Annotated in this window: 22 protein-coding genes; 10 read left to right on the top strand and 12 right to left on the bottom strand. The window is 74.6% G+C overall.

The annotated features are described in order from the left end of the window. Nucleotides 1-132: 132 nt before the first annotated feature. The 4 genes from ABT122_RS30490 to ABT122_RS30475 form a co-directional block, all read right to left on the bottom strand. Nucleotides 133-333, bottom strand: a complete 201-nt coding sequence (locus ABT122_RS30490) for a CDGSH iron-sulfur domain-containing protein (protein WP_351558856.1) — start codon at nucleotides 331-333, stop codon at nucleotides 133-135. Further along, nucleotides 323-1,339 carry an iron-containing redox enzyme family protein gene (locus tag ABT122_RS30485; RefSeq protein WP_351558854.1) on the bottom strand — a complete coding sequence of 339 codons (1,017 nt, stop codon included), beginning with the start codon at nucleotides 1,337-1,339 and terminating at the stop codon, nucleotides 323-325. The genes ABT122_RS30490 and ABT122_RS30485 overlap by 11 nt, the downstream gene beginning before the upstream one ends. 3 nt (nucleotides 1,340-1,342) lie before the next feature. Beyond that, on the bottom strand, nucleotides 1,343-2,077 hold the full coding sequence (locus tag ABT122_RS30480) for a HemK2/MTQ2 family protein methyltransferase (protein WP_351558852.1): 735 nt from the start codon (nucleotides 2,075-2,077) through the stop codon (nucleotides 1,343-1,345). Between the two features lie 70 nt (nucleotides 2,078-2,147). Beyond that, on the bottom strand, nucleotides 2,148-2,369 hold the full coding sequence (locus tag ABT122_RS30475) for a DUF6479 family protein (protein WP_351558850.1): 222 nt from the start codon (nucleotides 2,367-2,369) through the stop codon (nucleotides 2,148-2,150). Between the two features lie 325 nt (nucleotides 2,370-2,694). Between ABT122_RS30475 and ABT122_RS30470 the strand changes: the two genes are divergently transcribed. Then, nucleotides 2,695-2,850 (top strand): DUF6131 family protein, encoded by a 156-nt coding sequence (locus ABT122_RS30470; RefSeq protein WP_351558848.1) that lies wholly within the window; start codon nucleotides 2,695-2,697, stop codon nucleotides 2,848-2,850. Nucleotides 2,851-2,888: 38 nt separating this feature from the next. Here the strand turns inward: ABT122_RS30470 and ABT122_RS30465 are convergent, their stop codons facing one another. Beyond that, the gene (locus ABT122_RS30465; protein ID WP_351558846.1) at nucleotides 2,889-3,863 is read right to left on the bottom strand and encodes an alpha/beta hydrolase; all 975 of its coding nucleotides are present in this window, start codon (nucleotides 3,861-3,863) and stop codon (nucleotides 2,889-2,891) included. A gap of 866 nt (nucleotides 3,864-4,729) precedes the next feature. Here ABT122_RS30465 and ABT122_RS30460 point away from each other — a divergent pair. Further along, the gene (locus ABT122_RS30460) at nucleotides 4,730-6,445 is read left to right on the top strand and encodes a dihydroxyacetone kinase subunit DhaK (protein WP_351558844.1); all 1,716 of its coding nucleotides are present in this window, start codon (nucleotides 4,730-4,732) and stop codon (nucleotides 6,443-6,445) included. A gap of 60 nt (nucleotides 6,446-6,505) precedes the next feature. Here ABT122_RS30460 and ABT122_RS30455 read toward each other — a convergent pair whose 3' ends face one another. Together ABT122_RS30455 and ABT122_RS30450 are read right to left on the bottom strand one after the other, a co-directional pair. Next, on the bottom strand, nucleotides 6,506-7,072 hold the full coding sequence (locus tag ABT122_RS30455; RefSeq protein ID WP_351558842.1) for a DUF6328 family protein: 567 nt from the start codon (nucleotides 7,070-7,072) through the stop codon (nucleotides 6,506-6,508). A 90-nt stretch (nucleotides 7,073-7,162) separates the two neighbouring features. After that, nucleotides 7,163-7,486, bottom strand: coding sequence for a metal-sensitive transcriptional regulator (locus tag ABT122_RS30450; RefSeq protein ID WP_351558840.1), 324 nt, complete (start codon nucleotides 7,484-7,486; stop codon nucleotides 7,163-7,165). A 136-nt stretch (nucleotides 7,487-7,622) separates the two neighbouring features. Here ABT122_RS30450 and ABT122_RS30445 point away from each other — a divergent pair, with 136 nt between their 5' ends. From ABT122_RS30445 to ABT122_RS30430, 4 genes are all read left to right on the top strand, one after another. After that, nucleotides 7,623-8,990, top strand: coding sequence for a rhodanese-like domain-containing protein (locus tag ABT122_RS30445; RefSeq protein ID WP_351558838.1), 1,368 nt, complete (start codon nucleotides 7,623-7,625; stop codon nucleotides 8,988-8,990). Between the two features lie 231 nt (nucleotides 8,991-9,221). After that, complete coding sequence (locus ABT122_RS30440) at nucleotides 9,222-9,965, top strand: sulfite exporter TauE/SafE family protein (protein WP_351558836.1); 744 nt, start codon at nucleotides 9,222-9,224, stop codon at nucleotides 9,963-9,965. Nucleotides 9,966-10,058: 93 nt separating this feature from the next. Beyond that, the gene (locus tag ABT122_RS30435) at nucleotides 10,059-10,634 is read left to right on the top strand and encodes a rhodanese-like domain-containing protein (protein ID WP_351558834.1); all 576 of its coding nucleotides are present in this window, start codon (nucleotides 10,059-10,061) and stop codon (nucleotides 10,632-10,634) included. Nucleotides 10,635-10,849: 215 nt separating this feature from the next. Beyond that, a complete protein-coding gene (locus tag ABT122_RS30430; RefSeq protein WP_502976232.1) occupies nucleotides 10,850-11,896 on the top strand; it encodes a C40 family peptidase in 1,047 nt (348 codons plus the stop codon). A 42-nt stretch (nucleotides 11,897-11,938) separates the two neighbouring features. On the opposite strand, the gene ABT122_RS30425 is transcribed toward ABT122_RS30430, so the two are convergent. Continuing rightward, nucleotides 11,939-12,487 carry a hypothetical protein gene (locus ABT122_RS30425; protein WP_351558832.1) on the bottom strand — a complete coding sequence of 183 codons (549 nt, stop codon included), beginning with the start codon at nucleotides 12,485-12,487 and terminating at the stop codon, nucleotides 11,939-11,941. 322 nt (nucleotides 12,488-12,809) lie between these two features. On the opposite strand from ABT122_RS30425, the gene ABT122_RS30420 reads away from it, so the two are divergent. Beyond that, entirely contained in the window at nucleotides 12,810-13,187 is a 378-nt protein-coding gene (locus ABT122_RS30420; protein WP_351558831.1) for a hypothetical protein, read from the top strand. A gap of 308 nt (nucleotides 13,188-13,495) precedes the next feature. Next, the gene (locus tag ABT122_RS30415) at nucleotides 13,496-14,734 is read left to right on the top strand and encodes a WD40 repeat domain-containing protein (protein WP_351558829.1); all 1,239 of its coding nucleotides are present in this window, start codon (nucleotides 13,496-13,498) and stop codon (nucleotides 14,732-14,734) included. Nucleotides 14,735-15,374: 640 nt separating this feature from the next. Here ABT122_RS30415 and ABT122_RS30410 read toward each other — a convergent pair. Genes ABT122_RS30410 through ABT122_RS30400 form a run of 3 tightly spaced genes read right to left on the bottom strand, consistent with a single transcriptional unit; the run spans nucleotide 15,375 to nucleotide 17,867 of the window. Continuing rightward, the gene (locus tag ABT122_RS30410; RefSeq protein ID WP_351558827.1) at nucleotides 15,375-15,764 is read right to left on the bottom strand and encodes an STAS domain-containing protein; all 390 of its coding nucleotides are present in this window, start codon (nucleotides 15,762-15,764) and stop codon (nucleotides 15,375-15,377) included. A 1-nt stretch (nucleotide 15,765) separates the two neighbouring features. Beyond that, nucleotides 15,766-17,064: a PP2C family protein-serine/threonine phosphatase gene (locus ABT122_RS30405; protein WP_351558825.1), complete on the bottom strand. Its 1,299-nt coding sequence runs from the start codon at nucleotides 17,062-17,064 to the stop codon at nucleotides 15,766-15,768. Further along, complete coding sequence (locus ABT122_RS30400; protein ID WP_351558823.1) at nucleotides 17,064-17,867, bottom strand: alpha/beta fold hydrolase; 804 nt, start codon at nucleotides 17,865-17,867, stop codon at nucleotides 17,064-17,066. The genes ABT122_RS30405 and ABT122_RS30400 overlap by 1 nt, the downstream gene beginning before the upstream one ends. Before the next feature lie 187 nt (nucleotides 17,868-18,054). On the opposite strand from ABT122_RS30400, the gene ABT122_RS30395 reads away from it, so the two are divergent. Together ABT122_RS30395 and ABT122_RS30390 are read left to right on the top strand one after the other, a co-directional pair. After that, nucleotides 18,055-18,381 carry a DMT family transporter gene (locus ABT122_RS30395; protein ID WP_451069297.1) on the top strand — a complete coding sequence of 109 codons (327 nt, stop codon included), beginning with the start codon at nucleotides 18,055-18,057 and terminating at the stop codon, nucleotides 18,379-18,381. After that, complete coding sequence (locus tag ABT122_RS30390; protein WP_351558821.1) at nucleotides 18,371-18,931, top strand: TetR/AcrR family transcriptional regulator; 561 nt, start codon at nucleotides 18,371-18,373, stop codon at nucleotides 18,929-18,931. Before ABT122_RS30395 ends, ABT122_RS30390 begins: the two co-directional genes overlap by 11 nt. Nucleotides 18,932-19,066: 135 nt before the next feature. On the opposite strand, the gene ABT122_RS30385 is transcribed toward ABT122_RS30390, so the two are convergent. Then, complete coding sequence (locus ABT122_RS30385) at nucleotides 19,067-19,804, bottom strand: lysophospholipid acyltransferase family protein (protein WP_351558858.1); 738 nt, start codon at nucleotides 19,802-19,804, stop codon at nucleotides 19,067-19,069. Between the last annotated feature and the right edge of the window lie 191 nt (nucleotides 19,805-19,995).

Genomic DNA, 19,995 nt, shown 5'->3' with positions numbered 1-19,995 from the left:
GCTCGGGGGGGGCCGCCCCCCGGGCGGGGCCCCCCCCCCCCTTGTCGTGCCCGGGGCACGGGGCCGCCGCCCGTCCTCGCTGGGGAGTCTCTGCCGGGGCACGCGAGCCCGGCACGATCCGGAAGAGGTGTATCAGTCCCTGGTGCGCCGGCGGTGGCTGGTGTCGCACCAGGGGTAGCTGCGGCTGCGGCGGCAGGTGCACAGGGCCACACAGAACCGGTCGGACGAGACGGTGGTGCCGTCCTCCAGGACGACCTCGACGGGTCCCTCGACGAGCAGCGGCCCGCCGTCCCGGACACTGATCCGCCGCACTTCGGCTCCCTCACCGGGCATGGGCGCCCACCGCCTCCCCGTGCGCGGTGCGCAGTGCGGTGGTGTGGCCCCGCCAGGCGGTGAGGAAGTGGTGGCCGAGGCGGTCCTCGAGGTGGCAGGTGGTGTCGATGCCGAAGGCGATATCGGCCTCCAGATGGGGTTCGGTCTCCAGCAGGCCGCCGATGACGTCCCGGCGGACGATCTGCTCGTGGACGGCGTCCGCTTCGATGTGCTCGGCGTAGAAGTGCTCGGCGGCCGGGCCGGCCCCGGTGCGGGCCATGGCGCGGGCCAGCCTGCGGGAGGCGGGCGACGAGGTGATCTCGACGGTCGCGAAGTGGCCGACGAGAGCGCCGCGCAGGGAGCGGTGGAGGCCGAAGAGGGACATCTGGTTGACGACGGCCAGCATCGGCGCCCCGGCGACCTCCAGATAGTGGCCGTAGGCGGTGTGGAGGCCGAGGTCCGCCATGAGGTCGGCGAAGAGCCGGGCGTGCACCCGCTCCGCGCGCCCCGCGCCGTACTCGTCGTACTCCACGGCGGCCATCCCCGCCTTGGCGCGGCCCCACAGCCTGGGCAGCACCCAGGCATGCGGGTCGGCCTCCTTGAGGTGGTAGAGCGAGCGCTGGGCGGCGTACTCCCGCAGGTGCCACAGCTCCCCCTCGTCCTGGAGGAAGTGCGAGACACCGGTGCCGTCCACCGGCTCCACGAGGAGCGGGGCGAGCGCGTCGGCGACCGAGGTGTGGCGGGTGGCGTCCGTACGCAGCGCGCCGAGGAACCTCGCCTCCAGGGCGGCGCGGAACCGCAGCACATCGGGGTCCCACTCCTTGGTGTCGGGGACACCGGCGAAGCCCCGGTAGTGCAGTTCGTAACCGAGGTAGAGCGCGAGCTGGAGATCGTCGCCGTAGGGGTCGGCGGCCTGGGCGGCGGTGCCGCCCGGCAGTGGGGCGTCCTCGGAGAGGGCGGCGACGAGGGCGGCCGACAGGTCACCGCGCGGCGAGGGCAGACGAGGGTTCCGCTGTTCGGTGGCCATGTCTCACCCGTACCCCGAACAGCTCATCGCACCGGGGAGAGTCGCCGATCCGGGGCGGGGGGAGGGGCCGGTGGGTGCCCGGTCCGGCGCGGGCCTGTGCGCCCGGATCACCACGATCTCCTCCCGGTCCTGCCCCGGCCGGAGCAGACCGCGGCCGGTGAGCCAGCGGTTGCGGGACCGCAGCACGGGTCCGAAGGCGATCCGGCGGCGGCCGGCCACGGAGGCTTCGAGCCCCGCGTCCTCCAGTTGCGCGCGGGTGGCACGCTCCGAGCTGAGCGCGGAGTGGACGAGGAGCAGGACACCACCGGGGGTGAGCAGGGCGGGGGCGTCGTGGCAGATCCGGTCGAGGACGAGCCTGCCGTCCCGGCCGGCGTCCCAGGCGCGGGCCGCGCGGTGCCGGGGCGCGGTGTCACCGGGGGCGGGGACATAGGGCGGGTTGGCCAGGATCAGATCGAAGGTGCGGCCGGTCACCGGGGTGAGGAGATCGCCGTGGAGGACCTGGAGCGGAAGGCGGGCGAGCCGGGCGTTGAGCCGGGCGGTGGCCACCGCCCGGCGGGAGCTGTCGACCGCCGTCACCCGGGCGCCCCGCCCGGCCGCGAGAAGGGCGAGTGCGCCGGTCCCGGTGCAGATGTCGAGGACCGCGGCCTCGGGTGGCAGGTGCTCCTCGTGGAGTGCGCCCGCCAGCAGGGCCGTGTCGTCTTGCGGGGCGTACACGCCCGGCAGCGCGATGAGTGTCACAGGGGCCTCGTGTCCGAATCTACCCCGGTGAGCGGATTTCCTCTCACCGGGGAGGTCCGGCCCGGTCCGGTCATGGGCGGCGGGGGTCGGTGGGGGTGTCGGGGTGCTGCCAGGAGTCGGAGCGGGGCTGGGGGCCCTGCGGCGGTTTCGGTTTGCGGGCGGCGCGGCGGCTGCCGACCCAGAAGGCGGCGAGGAGGCCGCCGGCGATGATGACGCCGACGATGACCAGGAGGAGGGAGGAGGAGCCCGGGGCGGCGAGGGGGAGGGAGGCGGTGGGATCGTGTGGGGTCATGTGCGGCGTCTACCTCGTGCGGAGCGATCCACACCCGCCCCCGGCCCGCGATCCGCTGTGCCCGGGGCACGGCGGCGGGCGCCCGTGGTGCGGGGTCCGTCCTCAGGCGCCGGGCGGGCCGGGTGGGTCAACCGCACCGGAGACGCGGGCGAACCCGGTCCGGCCGGCGAGGGGGGCGCGGGGGGGGGCGAACGGGGTCGCGCCGGGCGGCGGGACCGTCACGCGGGGGGACATGTGAGGGGTGGGGTGGGTGGGGCGGGTGTTTCGGCATCGCGCGTGCGGGGGATGCCTTGCATCAGGGGGACTCTCCGTCATCGGAGGCACCATGATCATCCTCGGAGTCATTCTGCTGATCATCGGCCTGCTGGCCGGTATCGGCGTCCTCTGGACCATCGGCATCATCCTGGTCGCGATCGGCATCGTGCTGTGGGTCCTGGGAGCCCTGGGTCACGCCGTGGGCGGCCGGCGGCATTACTGGTGACGGCACACCCGTAGCCGGCGCTCGCCCCCCGGCACCCCTCACCCCGGCAGGGAGTCGAGCCACCCGGTCAGCAGCCGGTTGACCTCATCGGGCCGCTCCTGCTGGGTCCAGTGGCCGCAGCCTTCGAGGAGATGGGCCGCGCTCAGCCCGGGCAGAGTGGCGGGGAAGGCCGCGATCGCGTCGGCCAGCCACGTCGTGGAGGCGTCCAGCGCACCACCGATGAACAGGGACGGCTGACCGATGGCGGCCCCCGTGAATCCCGCGGCGGCGAGGTCGGCCCAGTCCCGGTCCATGTTGCGGTAGCGGTTGAGCGCCCCGGTCATACCGGTGCGCTCGAACTCCCCGGCGAAGACGTCGAGGTCCTCCTCGCTGAGCCAGCCCGGCAGGCGCCCGGCGGGAAAGCGCTCCCTGAGCGTTCCGGTGCGGCTCGCGAAGTGCGGGGCCGGGGCGGAGGGCCCGGGCATGGTGTCACCGGAGAAGGCCGCGTAGAAGCCGGCGAGCCAGCCCCGGACATCGGGCTCCACCTCGGCCTCGGCCCGGCCGGGCTCCTGGAACCGGGAGATGTAGAACTCGTCGTCCCCGCCCATCCGCGCGAACACATCGGAGGGGCGCGGCCCGCCCGGCGCCTCGTAGGGGACGCTCAGCATGCCCACGGCGCTGAAGACGTCCGGCCGGATGAGGGCGGACCTCGCGGCGATGGTGGAACCCCAGTCGTGCCCGACGATCACGGCCGTCCGCTCACCGAGCGCCCGCACCACGGCGACGCTGTCCTCGACGAGGTCGAGCATCCGGTAGGCGTCCGTGGCGACGGGCCTGGAGGAGCGCCCGTAACCGCGCACGTCGACGGCGGCGGCACGGTATCCGGCCGCCGCCAGCGCCGGCAGCTGGTGGCGCCAGGAGTACCAGGACTCCGGGAAGCCGTGGACGAGCAGGACCAGGGGTCCCGTGCCCTGCTCCACGAGATGCACACGGCCGGCGGGGGCGGGGACCAGGCGGTGGATGGGGTGCGGCATGGGTCCTCCTGTGGGGCTCCGGGGGGGGCGGGCTCGGGCTGCGCCCCAGGGCTGATCATGCGGGAGGATGCCCGGGGCGGCGAGGTTGCTTGCCGGTTCGGCAAGGGGGCGGGGGCGGGCTCGCCGTGGGGGCTGGGCCGGGGGTCCGGGCTCCCGGGCTGGACGGAAGCGTCGGTTTCCGGCCCGGCTGGGGTGCCTCCCGGAGGCAGCTCCGTGAGGTTCGGGGACGAACCCCGCACGGTACGGGCTCCCAGCCCGCCCGGCACCAGAGGACAGACCCTGCACCGACCGGAGCCCGCACCCCGCGACCTCCCAGCCCGCCCGGCGCTTGAGGACGGACCCTGGCCCACAGGCACCCGCACCCTGCGACCTCCCAGCCCGCCCGGCACCAGAGGACAGACCCTGCACCGACCGGAGCCCGCACCCCGCGACCTCCCAGCCCGTCCGGCGCTTGAGGACGGACCCTGGCCCACAGGCACCCGCACCCCGCGGGCCACGGTCGGGGGCCGGTCCCCGAACCCCCGCGCCTCAAACGCCGGCGAGGCCGGGTTCGCTCCCGCACCGCGGAAGCACGCGGCCGGGCGACGCGGGCCGGTGTGCGCCCGGACGGAGCAGTACGGGGATGTCGTGGCGCGGCTGCGCGAAAGGGGCCGGGCGCTGAAGTACCGTACCGGCCGGGTGGCGGGCCGGGCATGTCCGAGGGTGCCGCGGGTGCGCCGCCGGTCAGAAGCGGCCGCGCCGGGGCACCGCCTTCGGGAGGTGGCGTGGTGGAGCGGCCGAACCCGCCCGCGCGGGGCGCCGTACCCGCGTCCGGGCCCACCGGCCGGAGGCCCCTCTCCAGCAGTGCGACCATCGGAGCCTTTGCCGTGAGTTACTTCCTTGCCCCAGGCGCCGCCCGCTCGGCGGCCCGGGCACTGGCGCTCTCCTACCCGCACATCCGGCTCTCCGAGGAGCCCCTCTTCCTGCGGACGGCCGCCCGCGCCCCCGGGCGCGAGGTCTGTCTCGTGGCCGGCGGCGGCTCCGGGCACGAGCCGCTCGACACCGGGCTGCTCGGCCCGGGCGGCCTGGACGCCGTCGTCCCCGGGGAGATCTCCGCCGCCCCGACCGCGCGCCAGATCGCCTCGGCCTCCCGGGCCGCCGCCTCCGCCTCCGCCTCACGGGCGGTGCTGCACATCGTCAAGAACTACACCGGCGACCGGCTCGCCTTCGCCGGCGCGGGGGAGCTGCTGCGCGCCGAGGGCTACCGGGTGGCCCAGGTCGTGGTCGACGACGACGTGGCCACCGGCGCCTCCCGGGTCGGGCGGCGGGGCACCGCGGCCACCGTGGTGGTCGAGAAGATCCTCGGCGCGGCGGCGGACCGGGGCACGGGGCTGGAGCGGCTGGCCGCCCTGGGCTCCCGGGTGGCGGCCGGCTCCCGCACCATCGGCGTCGCCGCCCGCGCGCACACGGTGCCCGGCACCGGCCGCCCGGCCTTCGACCTGCCGGACGGCCGGTACGAGTACGGGATCGGCATCCACGGCGAGCGCGGCGCCGCCACCGTCTCCGCCCGGAGCTGCGCCGAGCTGGTCCACCGCATGGTCGACGATCTGCTGGCGGAGACGGGGAGCGCCGACGGCCGGGAGGTGCTGCTGCTCGTCAACGGTCTCGGCGGCACCGGGGAGTTGGAGCTGCGCTCCATCGGCGAGCTGGCCCGGGCGCGGCTGGCCGGCCGGGGCGTCGCCGTCGCCGCGCTCGCCGCCGGCACCTATGTCTCCGCCCTGGACACCTCCGGATTCAGTCTCACCCTCACCGCGCTGGCGCCCGGCTGGCTCGATCTGTGGTGCGCCCCGACGCGGACACCGCTCCGGCTGCCGGGAGCGTCGGCGCCGGAGGCCGTCGCCGATCCGGTGCCGCCGGGCGCGGAGGCTCCGGCCCTGGTGCGGGGCAGCCGGGTGGTCGTGGAGCGGCTCGCCGAGGTCTGCGCGCTGCTGCATCCGGAGCTGACCCGGCTGGACACCCTGAGCGGTGACGGGGACTTCGGCGACAACTTCACCGGTGGTGTCGCCCGGGCCCTGGAGCGGGCGAGGGCCGACGGCACGGCCGGCACCACCGCTCTCGCCCATGAGTTCCTGGACGGGGTGGGCGGTACGAGCGGGCCGCTCTTCGGGCTGCTGTTCCAGCGGGTGGCGCCCGTCCTCGTGAACGAGGAGAAGTGCGATCTGCCGGCCTTCACGGAGGCGGTGGCCGCCGCCCGCGACGCCATCTGCCGGGCGGGAGGCGCCGCCGTCGGCGACCGCACGCTGGTCGACGCGCTCTCGCCCGCCGTGGACACCCTCGCCGGCGCCGGAGCCGACACGGTCGCGGCCCCTCTCACCGAGGCCGCCCTCGCCGCCGTCGACGGGGCCCGCCGGACGGCCGGGCTCCGGGGCCGGCTGGGGCGCTCCAGCTATGTGGGGGCCCACAGCGACGGGGTCCTCGACCCCGGTGCCGTCGCGGTCGCCGTCGTCTTCACCACCCTCGCCGCCGTGTACGAGCCCGCCCACGCGCACCGGCTGCCCTCGCCCGGCGGGATCGTCGATCCGGTGCGCCCGCGCGTGCCGTGACCGGGCGCGGGCCCGGGCGGAGCCGCCGGCCCGGACAGGGGCAGGGGCAGGGCGGGCGGCTCAGCCGCCGGTGTTCCCGTTCTCCTTACCCTGGCGGCGCAGCCGGAAGGGGAGCACGTACCAGCACAGGGCGAACCAGAGCATCACCACCGCGGCGATGGCGGTGGCGAGCGGCCCGGTGAGGACGACATTGAGGATCAGGAGCAGGGTGCACCCGATGGTGAGGGCGAGCAGGACCATCCCGCAGACCACCAGCCGGCCGGCCGTGCGCACCACCTCGTCCTTCATCTGCTGCCCGGAGAGGAAGCGGTGGATCGAGACGGGCGCGATGAGGGAGGCGGTGGCGGACGCGCCGAGTGCCACGGTGAGCACGTAGAGGGCGCGGCCGGGGGTCTCCAGCTCACGGAAGCTGGCGGTGAAGGCGATGCTCAGCAGGAATCCGAAGAGAATCTGGACGCCCGTCTGGGCGACGCGGGTCTCCTGGAGTATCTCGTTCCAGCGGCGGTTCACCCGTTCCTGGGGGCTCTCCTCGCCGTCGTCGGCCCCAGCGCTGTCCGGGCCGCGGTGGCTCCCGTGGCCGCACCGGTGGTCGCCGGCGGCCGGGGCCGGTCTGTCCGTCAAGGTCATCGATGTCCCTCCCTGTTCCAGCGGCCCGGCTACCCGCTCCGGGCGTGTACATGCCGCGCCGAGGGTCCGGGGAGGGAATCGGGCGGCGGGTCAGGCCAGGGAGAGGAAGAGCTTCTCCAGCTGCTCCTCGTTGAGCTTGGGCTCCTCGCCGTCCTCGCGGGTGGTCATGCACTCACGCATCCGGGTGGCGATGATCTTGAACCCGGCGCGGTCCAGCGCGCGGCTGACGGCGGCGAGCTGGGTGACGACATCCCGGCAGTCGCGCCCCTCCTCGACCATGGTGATGACCGCCGAGAGCTGCCCCTGCGCGCGGCGCAGCCGGTTGAGCACGGCGCGGGCGGCGGCTTCCTCGTCGGCGGTCGTGGCCGGGGTCCCGGTCGAGGCCGGGGCGGGTTCCTGCGCGGGCGCGTTCATCCGTCGGGCTCCTTGGTGAGGGCGGTGGGAGGGCTGTCCGGTCTGCGGCGAATCACCCCCCACTATACCCCCGGGGGTAATCTGTTACGGTCGAATCAATACCCCGGAGGGTACCTACTGAGGATGTGAGCGGGACGTGTTCTTCGTCGACACCATCGAGATCGAGGGCCTGGGCAACCGGCACTATCTGGCCGGAGGCGCCCGGGCGGCCGTGGCGGTGGACCCGCCGCGCGACATCGACCGGGTGATCGGGGCGGCCGCCCGCCGCGGGGTGCGCATCACCCATGTCGTGGAGACACACATCCACAACGACTACGTGACCGGCGGTCTGGAGCTGGCCCGGGTGACCGGCGCGACCTATCTGGTGCCGGCCGCGGCCCAGGTCTCCTTCGCCCGCGTCCCGGTCCACGACGGCGACGTGGCCGAGATCGACGAGGGCCTCTCCGTGCGGGCCCTGGCCACCCCCGGCCACACCCCGCACCACACGGCGTACGTCCTGGAGGAGCACGGCACCCCGGTGGCGGCGTTCACCGGCGGCTCCCTGCTCATCGGCACCGTGGGCCGCCCCGATCTGGTCGAGCCCCGGCTCACCGACCGGCTCGCCCGGGCCCAGCACGCCTCCGCGCACCGGCTCGCCGCCGAGCTGCCGGAGTCCACCTCCGTCCTCCCCACCCACGGGTTCGGCAGCTTCTGCTCGTCCGGGCGGGCGGCGGGCGACACCAGCACCATCGGCCGGGAGAAGACGGTCAACGCCGCCCTGCTCCAGGACGTGGACGCCTTCGTCGCCGGGCTGCCGGCGGAGCTGGAGGACGTACCCGCGTACTACGCCCATATGGGCCCGGCGAACGCGGCGGGGCCCGAGCCGGTCGATCTGACCGCTCCGGCACCCGCGGACGCCGAGTCCATAGCCGCCCGGCTCGCGGCGGGCGAGTGGGTCGTCGACCTGCGCAACCGGGTCGCGTTCGCCGCCGGACACGTCACGGGATCGTTCAACTTCGAGGCCGACGGCAAGCTCGCCACCTATCTCGCGTGGATGATCCCGTGGGGCAGGCCCGTGACGCTGCTCGCCGAGTCGCCCGGGCAGCTGGCCGACGCGCAGCGCGAGCTGGTACGGGTGGGTATCGACCGGCCAGCCGCGGCGGCCACCGGCGGCCCCGCCGACTGGCTGCGGCCCGGTGAGGCCCCGGCGTCGTTCCGCCGGGCGGTCTTCGCCGAGCTGGCCGGGGAGATCCGCGGGGGCGCGGAGCCGGTGGTGCTGGACGTCCGGCGGGACTCCGAGCGCGCGGGCGGATACATCGAGGGGTCGGTCCACCTCCCCGTGCACACCGTGCACCGGCGGATCGACGAGGTGCCCGCCGGGACGGTCTGGGTGCACTGCGCCGGGGGGATGCGGGCCGGGATCGCGGCCTCGCTGCTCGCGGCGGCGGGGCGGGACGTGGTCGCCGTCGATGACGGCTTCGACCGGGCCGCCGAGGCGGGCCTGGCCATCCGTACCAGCGGCTGAGCCGCACCCACCCCTCCCTCTTCCCGGCACCGGAAGGAGCCCCGCCGTGCCCCGCTGCCCCCATGACGCCGCACGCGCCCCCGCGGTCCTCGCGACCCACGACACTGCCGACACCCGGGATACCTCCGACACCCGGGATACCTCCGACGCTTCCGGCGGCCCCGGCGCGCGGGCCAGGCACTCCCCCGGCACCCCGCGCCCGGCGCCGGGCCGGACCCCGGGCGCGCTCATATGAGTGTGCTCGTCCTGGCCCTGGTGGCCGGAGCGGTGGTCGGCCTGGCGCTGGGCGGGCTCGGTGGCGGCGGGAGCGTACTGGCCGTCCCCGCGCTGATCTACGCGCTCGGCTTCAGCCCCGCCGCCGCCGCCACCGCGGCCCTGATCATCGTCACGGTGACCTCGCTCACCGCCCTGGTCGGACACGCCCGGGACGGCCATGTCCGCTGGCGGGCCGGGCTGCTGTTCGCCGCGGCGGGCATCGGCCCCGCCATGCTCGGCGGCCTCGCGGCGAGCCGGCTCCCCGGCCCGGTCCTGACCGCCGCGTTCTCGGTGATCGCGGCGCTGGCGGCCCTGCGGATGCTCCGCCCCGCCCCGCCGGCCGAGGAGCGGCCCGTGCGGCCGGCCCGTGCGGTGGGCGCCGGTGCCGGGCTGGGCGCGCTCACCGGCACCCTGGGCGTGGGCGGGGGGTTTCTCGCCGTGCCCGCCCTGACAGGGGTGCTCGGCCTGCGGATGCGGGCCGCCGTCGGCACCGGACTGCTGGTCGTCGCGGTGAACTCGATCGCCGCGCTCACCACCCGCGCCGGGACCGCCGGCGGTCTCGACTGGGCCGTCGTCGCCCCTTTCACCGGAGCGGCGATCCTCGGCGCCTGGGACGGCAGACGGCTCGCGGCGAAGGTCCCGGGACCGCGTCTCCAGCGGGTCTTCGCCCAGGTCCTGCTGGCGGTGGCCGCCCTCATGTTCCTCGACAGCGTCGTCTGACCGGCCCCCGCCGGCCCCGACCCCCTCCCGTACCCGTACCGACCCCGACCCGTACCGACCCCGACCCGTACCGATCCGAGAAGGAACCGCGCCATGGACACCACCCTCACCGCCGACCTCGCCCGCGAGCGTCTGCACACCCTCACCGTCATCGATGTACGCACCCCCGGCGAGTACGCCGGCGGACACATACCCACCGCCCTCAACATCCCCCTCGACTCCCTCGACCGGGCCCTGCCCGCCCTGCGCGAGGCAGCGGGCCGGGGCGGGCTCCTCCTGGTCTGCGCCTCCGGGGCGCGCTCGCGGAACGCCTGCGCGCTGCTGGCCCGGGAGGGCGTCACGGCGGCGACTCTGGAAGGCGGCACGGCGGCCTGGTCCGCCACCGGCGGCGAACTGCACCGCCCCGCCCAGGCGCGGGCCGGCTGGGCGATGGACCGCCAGGTCCGCCTCACCGCCGGTTCCCTCGTCCTGCTGGGCCTGCTGCTCGGACTCCTGGTCCACCCCGCCTTCCAGCTGTTCTCCGCGGGAATCGCCGCCGGGCTCGTCTACTCCGCCCTCTCCAACACCTGTGCCCTGGCCGCCCTCCTCGGGAAGCTCCCCTGGAACCGGCCGGGCCGCACCGGCCTGGAGACCACCCTCGCGGCCCTGCGGACCCCGGCGTCCCCCTGAACGGACGGCCCGGGGCCGCACCTTGCTCCCCAACCTCCCCGGGCACCCCGGTTGAAACCAATCAGCTAAGCGGATTAGCCTTACGGTGCCTTCGAACAGTCGGCCACCCGGCAGGGTGGCCGCGGAGGTTCATCGCCGCATCCGTGCCCCCGGGGGCGGAGCCGGGGCAGCAGGGTGCTCCTCGTTGGCGGCCGAGGAAGAAGGAGCGCGCCCCCGTGGCCTCCCACCGTCGTCACCGCCGTCCCAAGCAGGCCGGCTCCGCGTACACCGCCGCTCTCACGGCGACGGCCGCCGCGGCCGTCGCGATGTCGACCCAGTCGGCCTCGGCCGACCCGCTCCCGGACCCCCGGAAGAAGGGCGTCCAGGCGCAGATCGACCGGCTGTACGAGGAGGCCACCCAGGCCACCGAGAAGTACAACGGGGCCAAGGAGGCGGCGGGCAAGCTGGAGAAGCAGGTCAAGAGCCTCCAGGAGACCGCCGCCCGCAAGCAGGACGACCTCAACGGGCTGCGTGACCGGCTCGGTTCGATCGCCGGCGCCCAGTACCGCAGTGGCGGAATCGACCCCTCCATGGAGCTGCTGCTCTCCTCCGACCCCGATCGGTATCTGGAGAAGGCGTCCGCCCTCGACCGGCTCGGCGACCGGCAGGCGATCGAGCTGGAGCAGTTCCAGACGCAGCAGCGCGATCTCCAGCAGCAGCGCCGGCAGGCGTCCGAGAAGCTGGCGGACCTGGGCGACACCCGTACGGAGCTGCGGGAGAAGAAGAACGAGATCCAGGGGAAGCTCGCCGAGGCGCAGCGGCTCCTCAACACCCTCTCCGCCAAGGAGCGGGCCAGGATCGCCGAGAAGGAGGAGCGGGCCGACCGGGCCAGCGAGCGGACGGAACTGGGCAACGAGGCCAGTGGGTCCCAGCGCGCGGCATCGGCCTTCGACGCGGCCAAGAGCAGGGTCGGCATGCCCTATGTGTGGGGGGCGACCGGGCCGGGCTCCTTCGACTGCAGCGGGCTGACGTCCTGGGCGTTCAAGCAGACGAATGTGTCGATTCCCCGCACCTCGCAGGCGCAGGCCCAGATCGGCACCCGGATCAACTCCCTCTCCGACCTCAAGCCCGGCGACCTCATCATCATGCGCACCGACCTCAGCCATGTGGGGTTCTACGCCGGCAACGGCCAGATCCTCCACTCCCCCAAGCCCGGGGCGAACGTGCGCTACGAGTCCATCGCGCGCAGCGGTATGCCCTTCATGTGGGGTGTGCGGGTCTGACCGGTTGACCGGGGGTCCGGCCGTCCGCGCGGCGCGCCGGCGTCAGCGGCCGTCCCCGCGCGGGGCGGCCGGCGCCCTCTCGGAAGCCGGAGCCGGAGCAGCCGGAACGGCGGGCGCAGCGGCGGCCGGTACCGGGCAGGCGTCCGCGGTGCGCAGACGCCGTACGAGGGCATGGCCGAGGAGCGCGAGCGAGGCGACGGCCAGCACCGGCTGCGCGGGGGCCCAGTAGGACATCGCCCCGCTCATCCCGAGCGCGAGCACCACGAGTTTGTTGCAGACGGGGCAGCCGACCGCGAGGGCCGAGAGCGCCGCCGCCGCCAGCGCGCGCCCGCCGTGGGGCCTCTCGCCGGCCCGGGGCCGCGCCCCACCGGCGTAGGTGCCCGCGAGCAGGCCCGTGAGGACGGAGCCGGCCGCCCAGACCGGGTAGTTCCACCAGAGGACGGGGGTCATCCGCCCGAAGAGTCCGGTGGGGACGACACCGGTCGGTACTCCGATCGCCACCGCCGCGAGGGCGGCCACCACGATCGCCACTCCCCACTGTCGCGGCATCCAGGTGCGCATGCCCGTTCCGCCCTTCGTTGTGGATGCCAAGGAGCTTAGTGGACGCGGCCACGGGGGTGCCGGGCACCTCGGCCGGGGCCGGCGCACCGGACAGCGTGATGTCATTCGATTACCCAGTGATACCTGTCACCAGAGCGTGCGCCGCACGGTCCCATCACTCTTGATTCTGTGCCCCTTTGTCGCGCCATCGACCACTGGAACTCCCCATTCCGGTCACTTTCCGTGAACACATCGAAAGACGGGGCAGAACCAACTCCGTTTACCAGTGATCACCATGTGCCTAAGGTCGGTGCCGACCATGGGGGAGGCCCTCGGGCAGCTCCGCAGTCCAGCAGGGAAAAGGAGATCCGTGATGACACCATTCACCCGCACAGCTGTGGTGGGCGCGGCCATGGCCCTGGCGTTCGCCGGCACCGCTTCGACGGCCCAGGCCACCGAGGCCGGGCCCCTCGTCAGCAACAAGGTGATTTCGCTCCCGGGCGGCCAGGGCAAGATGACCTTCATCGACAACGGTGACATGTTCGAGGTCTGTGACACCAAGGCGGACGGCCACGGCGTTTCCGGCCGCCTGATCGACAACAACTACAATGAGAAGCTTTACATCGAGGACGGTGGCGACGCCGGCTGTGGAAAGAAGGGCTACAACGTCGGCCAGCTCGGCTCCTACCAGATGCAGCTCTCGTGGAACGGTGGCGGTCCGGACGTGAAGTCCGAGTGGTTCAACGAATAAGCCTGAATTCAGCGGGATTCCCGCCCGCGTCGCGTGAATGAGAAGCACCGTGACCGCCTCCGGGTGAGCCGGTCGCGCGTCTCGCGCCGCGTTTCTCGCACATGCGCACACGCGCCCATGGCCGCGACCTCGTGAGGTGAGGCCGGCGGCACCGGGGGCGGGGCCGCCACCAGCCCGACGGCGGTGGGGACCCCGCCCCGCGGATGCGCGAGCCCCCTGCCGCGCCGGCGCACCGGCCGTCCCGGACAGGGTCGTGGAGACACGGCCGGCCATCCGCGAGCCCTGTCCTCTCCCGTGGAGGTACCGCCATGACACAGGAACAGCCCGCCCGGAGGACGGTCGCGGACACCGCACCGGGGGCGGGGGCGTCCGGTGGCGCCGAGCGGAACCCCCGTCCACGCCGGCGCCGAGGGGTCCGGGCCACCGCGGTGGCCGGCGCCGTCGCGGTGGCCGTCGCCCTGGGCATCGTGGTGTCGCAGACCATCAGCGGTGGCAGCGGCAACGGCGGCGACCGCGGGCACGGGCGGGCGCCGGGCGGACTCCCGGCCACGGATGTGCTGGCGCACCCGGACCAATCGCCCCCGCGTGACCTCATCGCCGCGGGCAGGACCGCCGTCTCGGCGTACTTCACCGGGAGGACCGTGCGGCGCGCGAACGGGGACGGCGCCGTCACCTACGCGTGGAGTCTCCTCGACACGACCAGCGGCCGGTACCGGCCGACCGCGTGGGCCTGGCTCGACGTGGCCCCCGGGATGCGGACCGCCGCCGTGCTGGAGCGCGGTCTGCCCGTCAACCGCATCGGACTGCTGAACCTGGCCACACACGAGGTGGAGCGCTGGATCACGGTGGACCGGGGCGTCGGCGGGGTGCGGTTCTCGCCCGACGGGACGCGCCTGGTGGCCACCGCGTACCGCCTCGACCCGGACGGTCTGTTCAAGGACGCGTCGCGCCGGGTGAACGACAGGACGGTGCCGGGGCCCAGGCCGAGCCGCACCGGCTTCCATGTCATCGATGTCGCCTCCGGGCGGGCGGACTTCACCGAGCGCCCGCCCCGGAGCCAGGGCCGCGGGTTCGCCGGTGGCGGCGGGCGCCAGGATCTCCACTGGAGCCGTGACGGCGCCCTGCTGTGGGAACCCTGGGACAGCGCGGCGGGCAAGGTGTTCTACACCGTGGACGGCACGGAGGTGCCCGCCCCGGAGCGGCAGGCGGCCCTGCGCCGTCCGGGCGCGGCCCTCTCCCCCGACGGCAAGCACGTCACGGGGAAGTTCGCGGGCGACGGCGGCAGGATCGTGTCCGAGGTGCTGGACGCGGGCAGCGGCGAGCGTGCCGCGCTCGTGCCCGGTCAGCAGCTGCTCGCCTGGGCCGACGACGACGCGCTCATCGCCTGGAGCTGCGACCCCGAGCGGTGCGACCCCGGCAGGGGCGAGTTCCGCAACCGGCTGGTCCTGGCGGGCATGGACGGAGGCAGCCCCACGCCGCTGTCCGGCTTCCGCGAGGGCGACCTCCGTCACAGCGGTCGCTGGACCCCGGTTTTCTCCCGGCGCTGACATCCCGCCCCGGGCACCGGGACCGCTCCGCCGGGCCGTGGGCGCCGGTGCCGCCGCTCGCCGGTCCCGCGCCCGCCGGCCGCACCGCCCGCCGTCGCCGGTCCCCTCGGTCCGAGGCCGCGCGCTTCTCCCGGGCGCGCAGAACCGCCCAGAGGGCGAACTCGGCGGGGAGGGCGGCCCACACCAGGACCAGGGCGGGGTCCCACCAGCCGGACGCCGGTCCGAGGAGAGCCTCGGTCGCGGCGGCGAGCATCGCCAGGGCGAGTCCGGCGCACAGGGCGCGGCCGGCCCTGGTCGCGGAAGTTTCGGGGAGTGTGCGGGGTGGGTGCATGCCGTGCCGTGGTCCTTCATCGGTGGGGCAGGGGGCCGTTCCCGGCCTGATCCGTTGTCCTCGATGGTGGTGTGGCGGCCGGGTGCGCACGAGCCGTAACCGGCCGCGGGCAAAAGCCGTGTACCCCCGGGAAGCACCTGGCATACGGCGCTTATCCGGCCGTTCTCATGGTCTACACCTGTCTGGATCTCATGCCCATCACCGCGGATACCGTGGTCATCACGGTGATCCCGCGCTGATCACCCGTCGATACCCCCGGCCGTGGGTACCCGCGCCGGGGCCGGTGTTCGCACGGGACGGACCGGATGCTCAGGACCCGGCGCCGGCGGCCCCGCGCCCGGAAGCCGGGGTGGTGGCTGCGGCGGTGGCTGTAGCTGTGGCGGTGTCCGGGTGGCAGACGAAGACACGGTCCAGACCGATGATGCTCAGGACGCGGCGCATATTGGCGGGCACGGCGGCCAGCGCGATGCCGGCCCCGGCCACCGTCGCGGTGTGGCGGGCGGCCAGCAGTACGGTGATGCCGCTGGAGTCGCAGAAGTCCAGCCCGCCCAGGTCCAGGACCAGCAGCCGCCCGGGGGCGAGTGCGAGCCGTTCCACGGACCCGCGCAGCAGATCGGCGCTCTCGTGGTCGAGGTCGCCGGTGATCTCCAGGACGGGACCGGTGGCGGCGTCTCGGGCGGTGATCGTCAGCGGTTTCATCTCAGTTCGTCACCCGGGGGCTGGTCGGGACGGGGGCGGGGACACCGAGCGCCAGGAGCGCGGTGTCGTCGTCGAGGCCGTCGCCGAAGCCGGCGAGCAGTCCGGTCAGCGCGGCGGTCATCCCGTGCGGACCGGTCGCCTCCAGCCGCGCGGTGAAGGCGCGCAGGGCGTCCTCGCCGAAGAGGGCGCGGTCCGGTCCGGTCCGCGCCTCGGTCAGGCCGTCGGTGTAGAGCAGCAGGGTGTCGCCCGGGTGGAGCACCGTGTGGGCGGGGGTGAACTCCGCCCGGGGCAGCACACCGATCAGCATCCCGCCGGGGGTGGGGAGATACGCCGCGGTGCCGTCGGCCCGGCGGATGAGCGCCGAGGGGTGGCCGCCGGAGGCCAGCCGCACGGCGCAGCCGCCGGGACCGGGTTCGAGAATCCCGAACACCGCGGTGCAGTAGCGGGGGTCGCCGCCGGTGTAGCGGTCGTGGAGGACGGTGTTGAGCGTGGTCAGGGCGTGGACCGGGTCGGGAGAGTGCAGGGCCGCGGCGCGCAGCGTGTAGCGCGCCAGAGAGGTCACGGCGGCGGCCTGCGGGCCCTTGCCGCACACATCGCCGAGGAAGAAGGCCCAGCGCTTCCCGTCCAGCGCGAACAGGTCGTAGAAGTCGCCGCCGAGGAGGTCCGGGGAGGCGGTGTGGTAGTAGGAGGCGACTTCGAGGCCCGGGACCTCGGGCAGGGCGGAGGGGAGCAGGCTGCGCTGGAGGACCGCGAGGGCCTCCTGGAGCCGCGCGCGGTCGGCCTCGGCCCGGGCGCGGGCCCGCTCGGCGGCCTGCTGGGCCTCCCGGGCCACCTCCCGGCCCCGCAGCAGCTCGGTCTCGTAGGCTCGGCGGTCCCGGGCGTCGAAGACCGTGGTGCGGATCAGCAGCGGCTCGCCGTCGTCGCTGGTCTTCACCCTGGAGGTGACCAGCACGGGCAGCCGGTCGCCGCCGGATGTCCTGATCTCCAGGGCGATTCCGCTGATCTCGCCGTTCATCCGCAGCAGCGGCGCGAAGTGCGTCTCGTGGTAGAGCTTGCCGCCCACGGTGAGCAGATCGGCGAACCGCGACCTGCCGACCACCTGCTCCCGGGGCAGGCCCAGCCACTCCAGCAGAGTGGTGTTGATCTTCGCGATGGTGCCGTCCATCAGCGTCGAGAGATAGCCGCAGGGCGCCGACTCGTACAGGTCCTCCGCGCTGTCCTCCAGCAGCGCGCTGAACCGTGCGTCCATCGCGTCCTGGTCCTCCTCGCCCGGCTCGGGCACCTGGCCCGTGACGCTCATCACGAGGCCGACGCCGCGAAGGCGGCTATCGCCCCGGCGGTGGCCTCGGGGGCGCTCAGCTGCGGGCAGTGCCCGGTCGCCTCCAGGGTGATCAGCCGGCTCCCGGGGACGGCGGCGTGGACATAGGCGCCGACCTCCCTGGGCGCGATCACGTCCTGGGCGCACTCCAGCACGAGGGTGGGCACCTTCACCGACCCCAGTTCGGCGCGGCTGTCGGAGAGGAAGGTGGTGCGCGCGAAGACGCGGGCGATGTCCGGGTCGGTGGCGCAGAACGCCGCGGTCAGCTCGTCGCCCAGTTCCGGGCGGTCGGGGTTGCCCATGATCACCGGCGCCATGGCGCCCGACCAGCCCAGGTAGTTGGAGTCCAGTGACTCCAGCAGCTCGTCGATGTCCGCCGCGCTGAACCCGCCCCGGTAGCCGTCGTCGTCGATGTAGCGGGGCGAGGGGCCGACCATGACGAGGGAGGCGATCCGGTCCGGGAGGCGCTCGGCGGCCCTGACGCCGACCATCGCGCTCACCGAGTGCCCGACGAGGACGATGTCCCGCAGGTCCAGCTCCGTACAGAGATCCACCACGTCCTGGGCGTAGCCGTCCAGCGAGGAGTACCGCTGCTCGCTCCACGCCGACAGGTCCGAGCGGCCCGAGCCCACATAGTCGAACAGCACCAGCCGGAACCTCTCGGCGAGCACGGGAACCACCAGCCGCCACATGTTCTGGTCACAGCCGAAGCCGTGGGCCAGCATCACGACCCGACCGTCCTCGGGGCCGGTGACCACCACATTGTTCCTCGCGACGACATCCATGACGGGCATCCTCCCACCCGCCGCTCCGCCCACCGCACGAGAGCCCCCGGGAAGGCGCTTCCGGCCCGCTCGCCCCGCCGGAGCCCCCGCCCGCACCGCCTCCGGTGCGCTTGTGTGCCGGGCGGTGTGGCGTACAGTGGAACTAGCTGGACAAACGTCCAGCTAGTTTTGAGGAGCGGAGAGACCGATGGTGACCTGGCTGATCCTGATGGGGGCGATCGCGGCGGAGGTGACGGCGACGGTCTCGCTGCGGATGTCGGACGGGTTCTCCAAGCTCGTGCCGACCGTGCTGGTCGTGGCCGGCTATGTGACCGCGTTCACGCTGCTGGCCGTGGTGCTCAAGCGGGGCATGGCCATGGGCACCGCGTACGGCATCTGGGCGGCCGCGGGGGTGGCGCTGGTGGCCCTGATCGGTGCGGTGTTCCTCGGGGAGAGCCTCACCTGGGTGCAGATCGGCGGGCTCGCCCTGGTGGTCGGGGGCGTTGTCGCACTGGAGGCCGGCGGTGCCCACTGAACCCGAGGCCGACGGCCGCCGGCGCCGCGGTGAACAGCGCAGAAGGCAACTGCTGGACGCCACCGTGCGGGTGGTGCACCGGGGCGGGCCCGGCGCGGTCACCCACCGGGCGGTGGCCGCCGAGGCCCAGGTGCCCAAGTCGGTGGCGACCTACCACTTCCCCTCGGTCGACGACCTGCTGACCGCGGCCCTGACCGACAGCGCCGACGCCTACGCCACCGAGCTGGCCCGCACCCTGCCGGCGGACAGCACACCGGCCGAGCTCTGCGCGCATCTGGCCGACCACCTCAACCGGCGCCGCGAGCGCACGCTCGCCGAGTACGAGCTGTATCTCCAGGCCGCCCGCCGCCCCGCCCTGCGCCCCGCGGCCGAACTCTGGATCGCGCTGGCCACCCGGCTCGCCCACCGCTACACCGACGACCCCGCCACCGCCGCCGCGTTCGTCGCGGCGCTGGACGGAGCGACGCTCCACGCGGTCATGCGCGACGAGCCGCTGGACCCCGGCCGGCTGACCGCCGTGCTCACCGCCGTCCTCGCACCCGGCCGGTGAGACGGCCGGTGAGACGGCCGTGCCGGGCGGGGTCCGCCCCACCCGGCCGGTCCCGTCCGTGGCACACGCCCGGGGACGGCCGGGTCCCGTACGCCGCGCTCCGCGCGACAGCGGCCCCGCTCCCCCGCGCCACCGTCACCGGCCGGGCGGAACCGTTCCGCGTTCCCGGCGGCGCGACCCCGCGAGCCCTCGCCGGGGGACCGGCGGCACCCCGGTGGCCGGTGGCCCCGGCTCGCCGAGGTGCCCGGCGGCCGTCCGCCAGGCCGCCGTCACCGCCGCGTGGGCGCGTTCGGTACGGTCCGACGGCTCCCCCGCGAGCAGCACCGGGGCTCCCACATGGACATGCAGACCCGGCCGGCGCAGGGGTGCGGTGAGCGCTCCCGCGAGCTGCTTCGCCCGGCTTCCCGAGGTGATGCGCCGGGCCCCCGCCTGCCCCAGGGGGATGATGGGGGCGCCGGTGCGATCGGCGAGCCGGGACAGTCCGCTGCGGAAGGGCTCCGGGGCCGCCTCGGCGGCGTCCGGGCGGCGCGGCAGCCGTCCCTCGCCGTAGATCAGGACCAGCCGCCCGCGGGCGAGAGCGGCGGCGGCCTCGTCCAGGGCCCCGGCGGCCCTCCGGTCCCCCCGGTGCACGGGGATGTGCCCCTCGCGCGTGAGGGCGCGGCCGAGCAGCGGAACGCGCCACAGCCCGGCGGTGGCCATCACCACCGGCTCGACACCGAGCCGGCGCAGCGCGGCCAGCACCACCGCCGGATCGGCGAGCGAGGTGTGGTTGGCCGCGATGATGCTGCCCGGGGCGAAGTCGGCGCCCGCACCGGTGGTGACCGTCAGACGTCCGACGGCGGGCACCAGGGCATCGGCGAGGCGGCTGAGCATGGGGTGGGTCCTCCTGGTCTCGATGTGATCATCATCGTGGTCCAGAAGCGCCGCGCGGACGTGAGTACGGATACTCACTCCGCGTTCCGTGATGTCGAGGGGGCGCGGCCGGGTCGGCCCTGCCGCGCCCCCTCGACATCACGGGGCGCGGCCGGGGGTGGGTAGAGCGTCGGGGAGGGGAAGAGTGGTCT

This window comes from Streptomyces sp. NPDC001985, from assembly GCF_040296845.1.
GTDB lineage: Bacteria > Actinomycetota > Actinomycetes > Streptomycetales > Streptomycetaceae > Streptomyces.
Note: the sequence above shows the minus strand (reverse complement) of the source record. Positions and strands in the feature narration are given on the sequence as shown.

Coding starts and splice junctions, on each gene's coding strand:
- ABT122_RS30485 (WP_351558854.1), bottom strand. CDS start 1,339: ATGGCCACCGAACAGCGGAACCCTCGTCTGCCCTCGCCGCGCGGTGAC.
- ABT122_RS30490 (WP_351558856.1), bottom strand. CDS start 333: ATGCCCGGTGAGGGAGCCGAAGTGCGGCGGATCAGTGTCCGGGACGGC.
- ABT122_RS30420 (WP_351558831.1), top strand. CDS start 12,810: ATGACACCATTCACCCGCACAGCTGTGGTGGGCGCGGCCATGGCCCTG.
- ABT122_RS30400 (WP_351558823.1), bottom strand. CDS start 17,867: ATGGATGTCGTCGCGAGGAACAATGTGGTGGTCACCGGCCCCGAGGAC.
- ABT122_RS30450 (WP_351558840.1), bottom strand. CDS start 7,486: ATGAACGCGCCCGCGCAGGAACCCGCCCCGGCCTCGACCGGGACCCCG.
- ABT122_RS30385 (WP_351558858.1), bottom strand. CDS start 19,804: ATGCTCAGCCGCCTCGCCGATGCCCTGGTGCCCGCCGTCGGACGTCTG.
- ABT122_RS30410 (WP_351558827.1), bottom strand. CDS start 15,764: ATGAAACCGCTGACGATCACCGCCCGAGACGCCGCCACCGGTCCCGTC.
- ABT122_RS30395 (WP_451069297.1), top strand. CDS start 18,055: ATGGTGACCTGGCTGATCCTGATGGGGGCGATCGCGGCGGAGGTGACG.
- ABT122_RS30405 (WP_351558825.1), bottom strand. CDS start 17,064: ATGAGCGTCACGGGCCAGGTGCCCGAGCCGGGCGAGGAGGACCAGGAC.
- ABT122_RS30470 (WP_351558848.1), top strand. CDS start 2,695: ATGATCATCCTCGGAGTCATTCTGCTGATCATCGGCCTGCTGGCCGGT.
- ABT122_RS30415 (WP_351558829.1), top strand. CDS start 13,496: ATGACACAGGAACAGCCCGCCCGGAGGACGGTCGCGGACACCGCACCG.
- ABT122_RS30475 (WP_351558850.1), bottom strand. CDS start 2,369: ATGACCCCACACGATCCCACCGCCTCCCTCCCCCTCGCCGCCCCGGGC.
- ABT122_RS30440 (WP_351558836.1), top strand. CDS start 9,222: ATGAGTGTGCTCGTCCTGGCCCTGGTGGCCGGAGCGGTGGTCGGCCTG.
- ABT122_RS30465 (WP_351558846.1), bottom strand. CDS start 3,863: ATGCCGCACCCCATCCACCGCCTGGTCCCCGCCCCCGCCGGCCGTGTG.
- ABT122_RS30455 (WP_351558842.1), bottom strand. CDS start 7,072: ATGACCTTGACGGACAGACCGGCCCCGGCCGCCGGCGACCACCGGTGC.
- ABT122_RS30435 (WP_351558834.1), top strand. CDS start 10,059: ATGGACACCACCCTCACCGCCGACCTCGCCCGCGAGCGTCTGCACACC.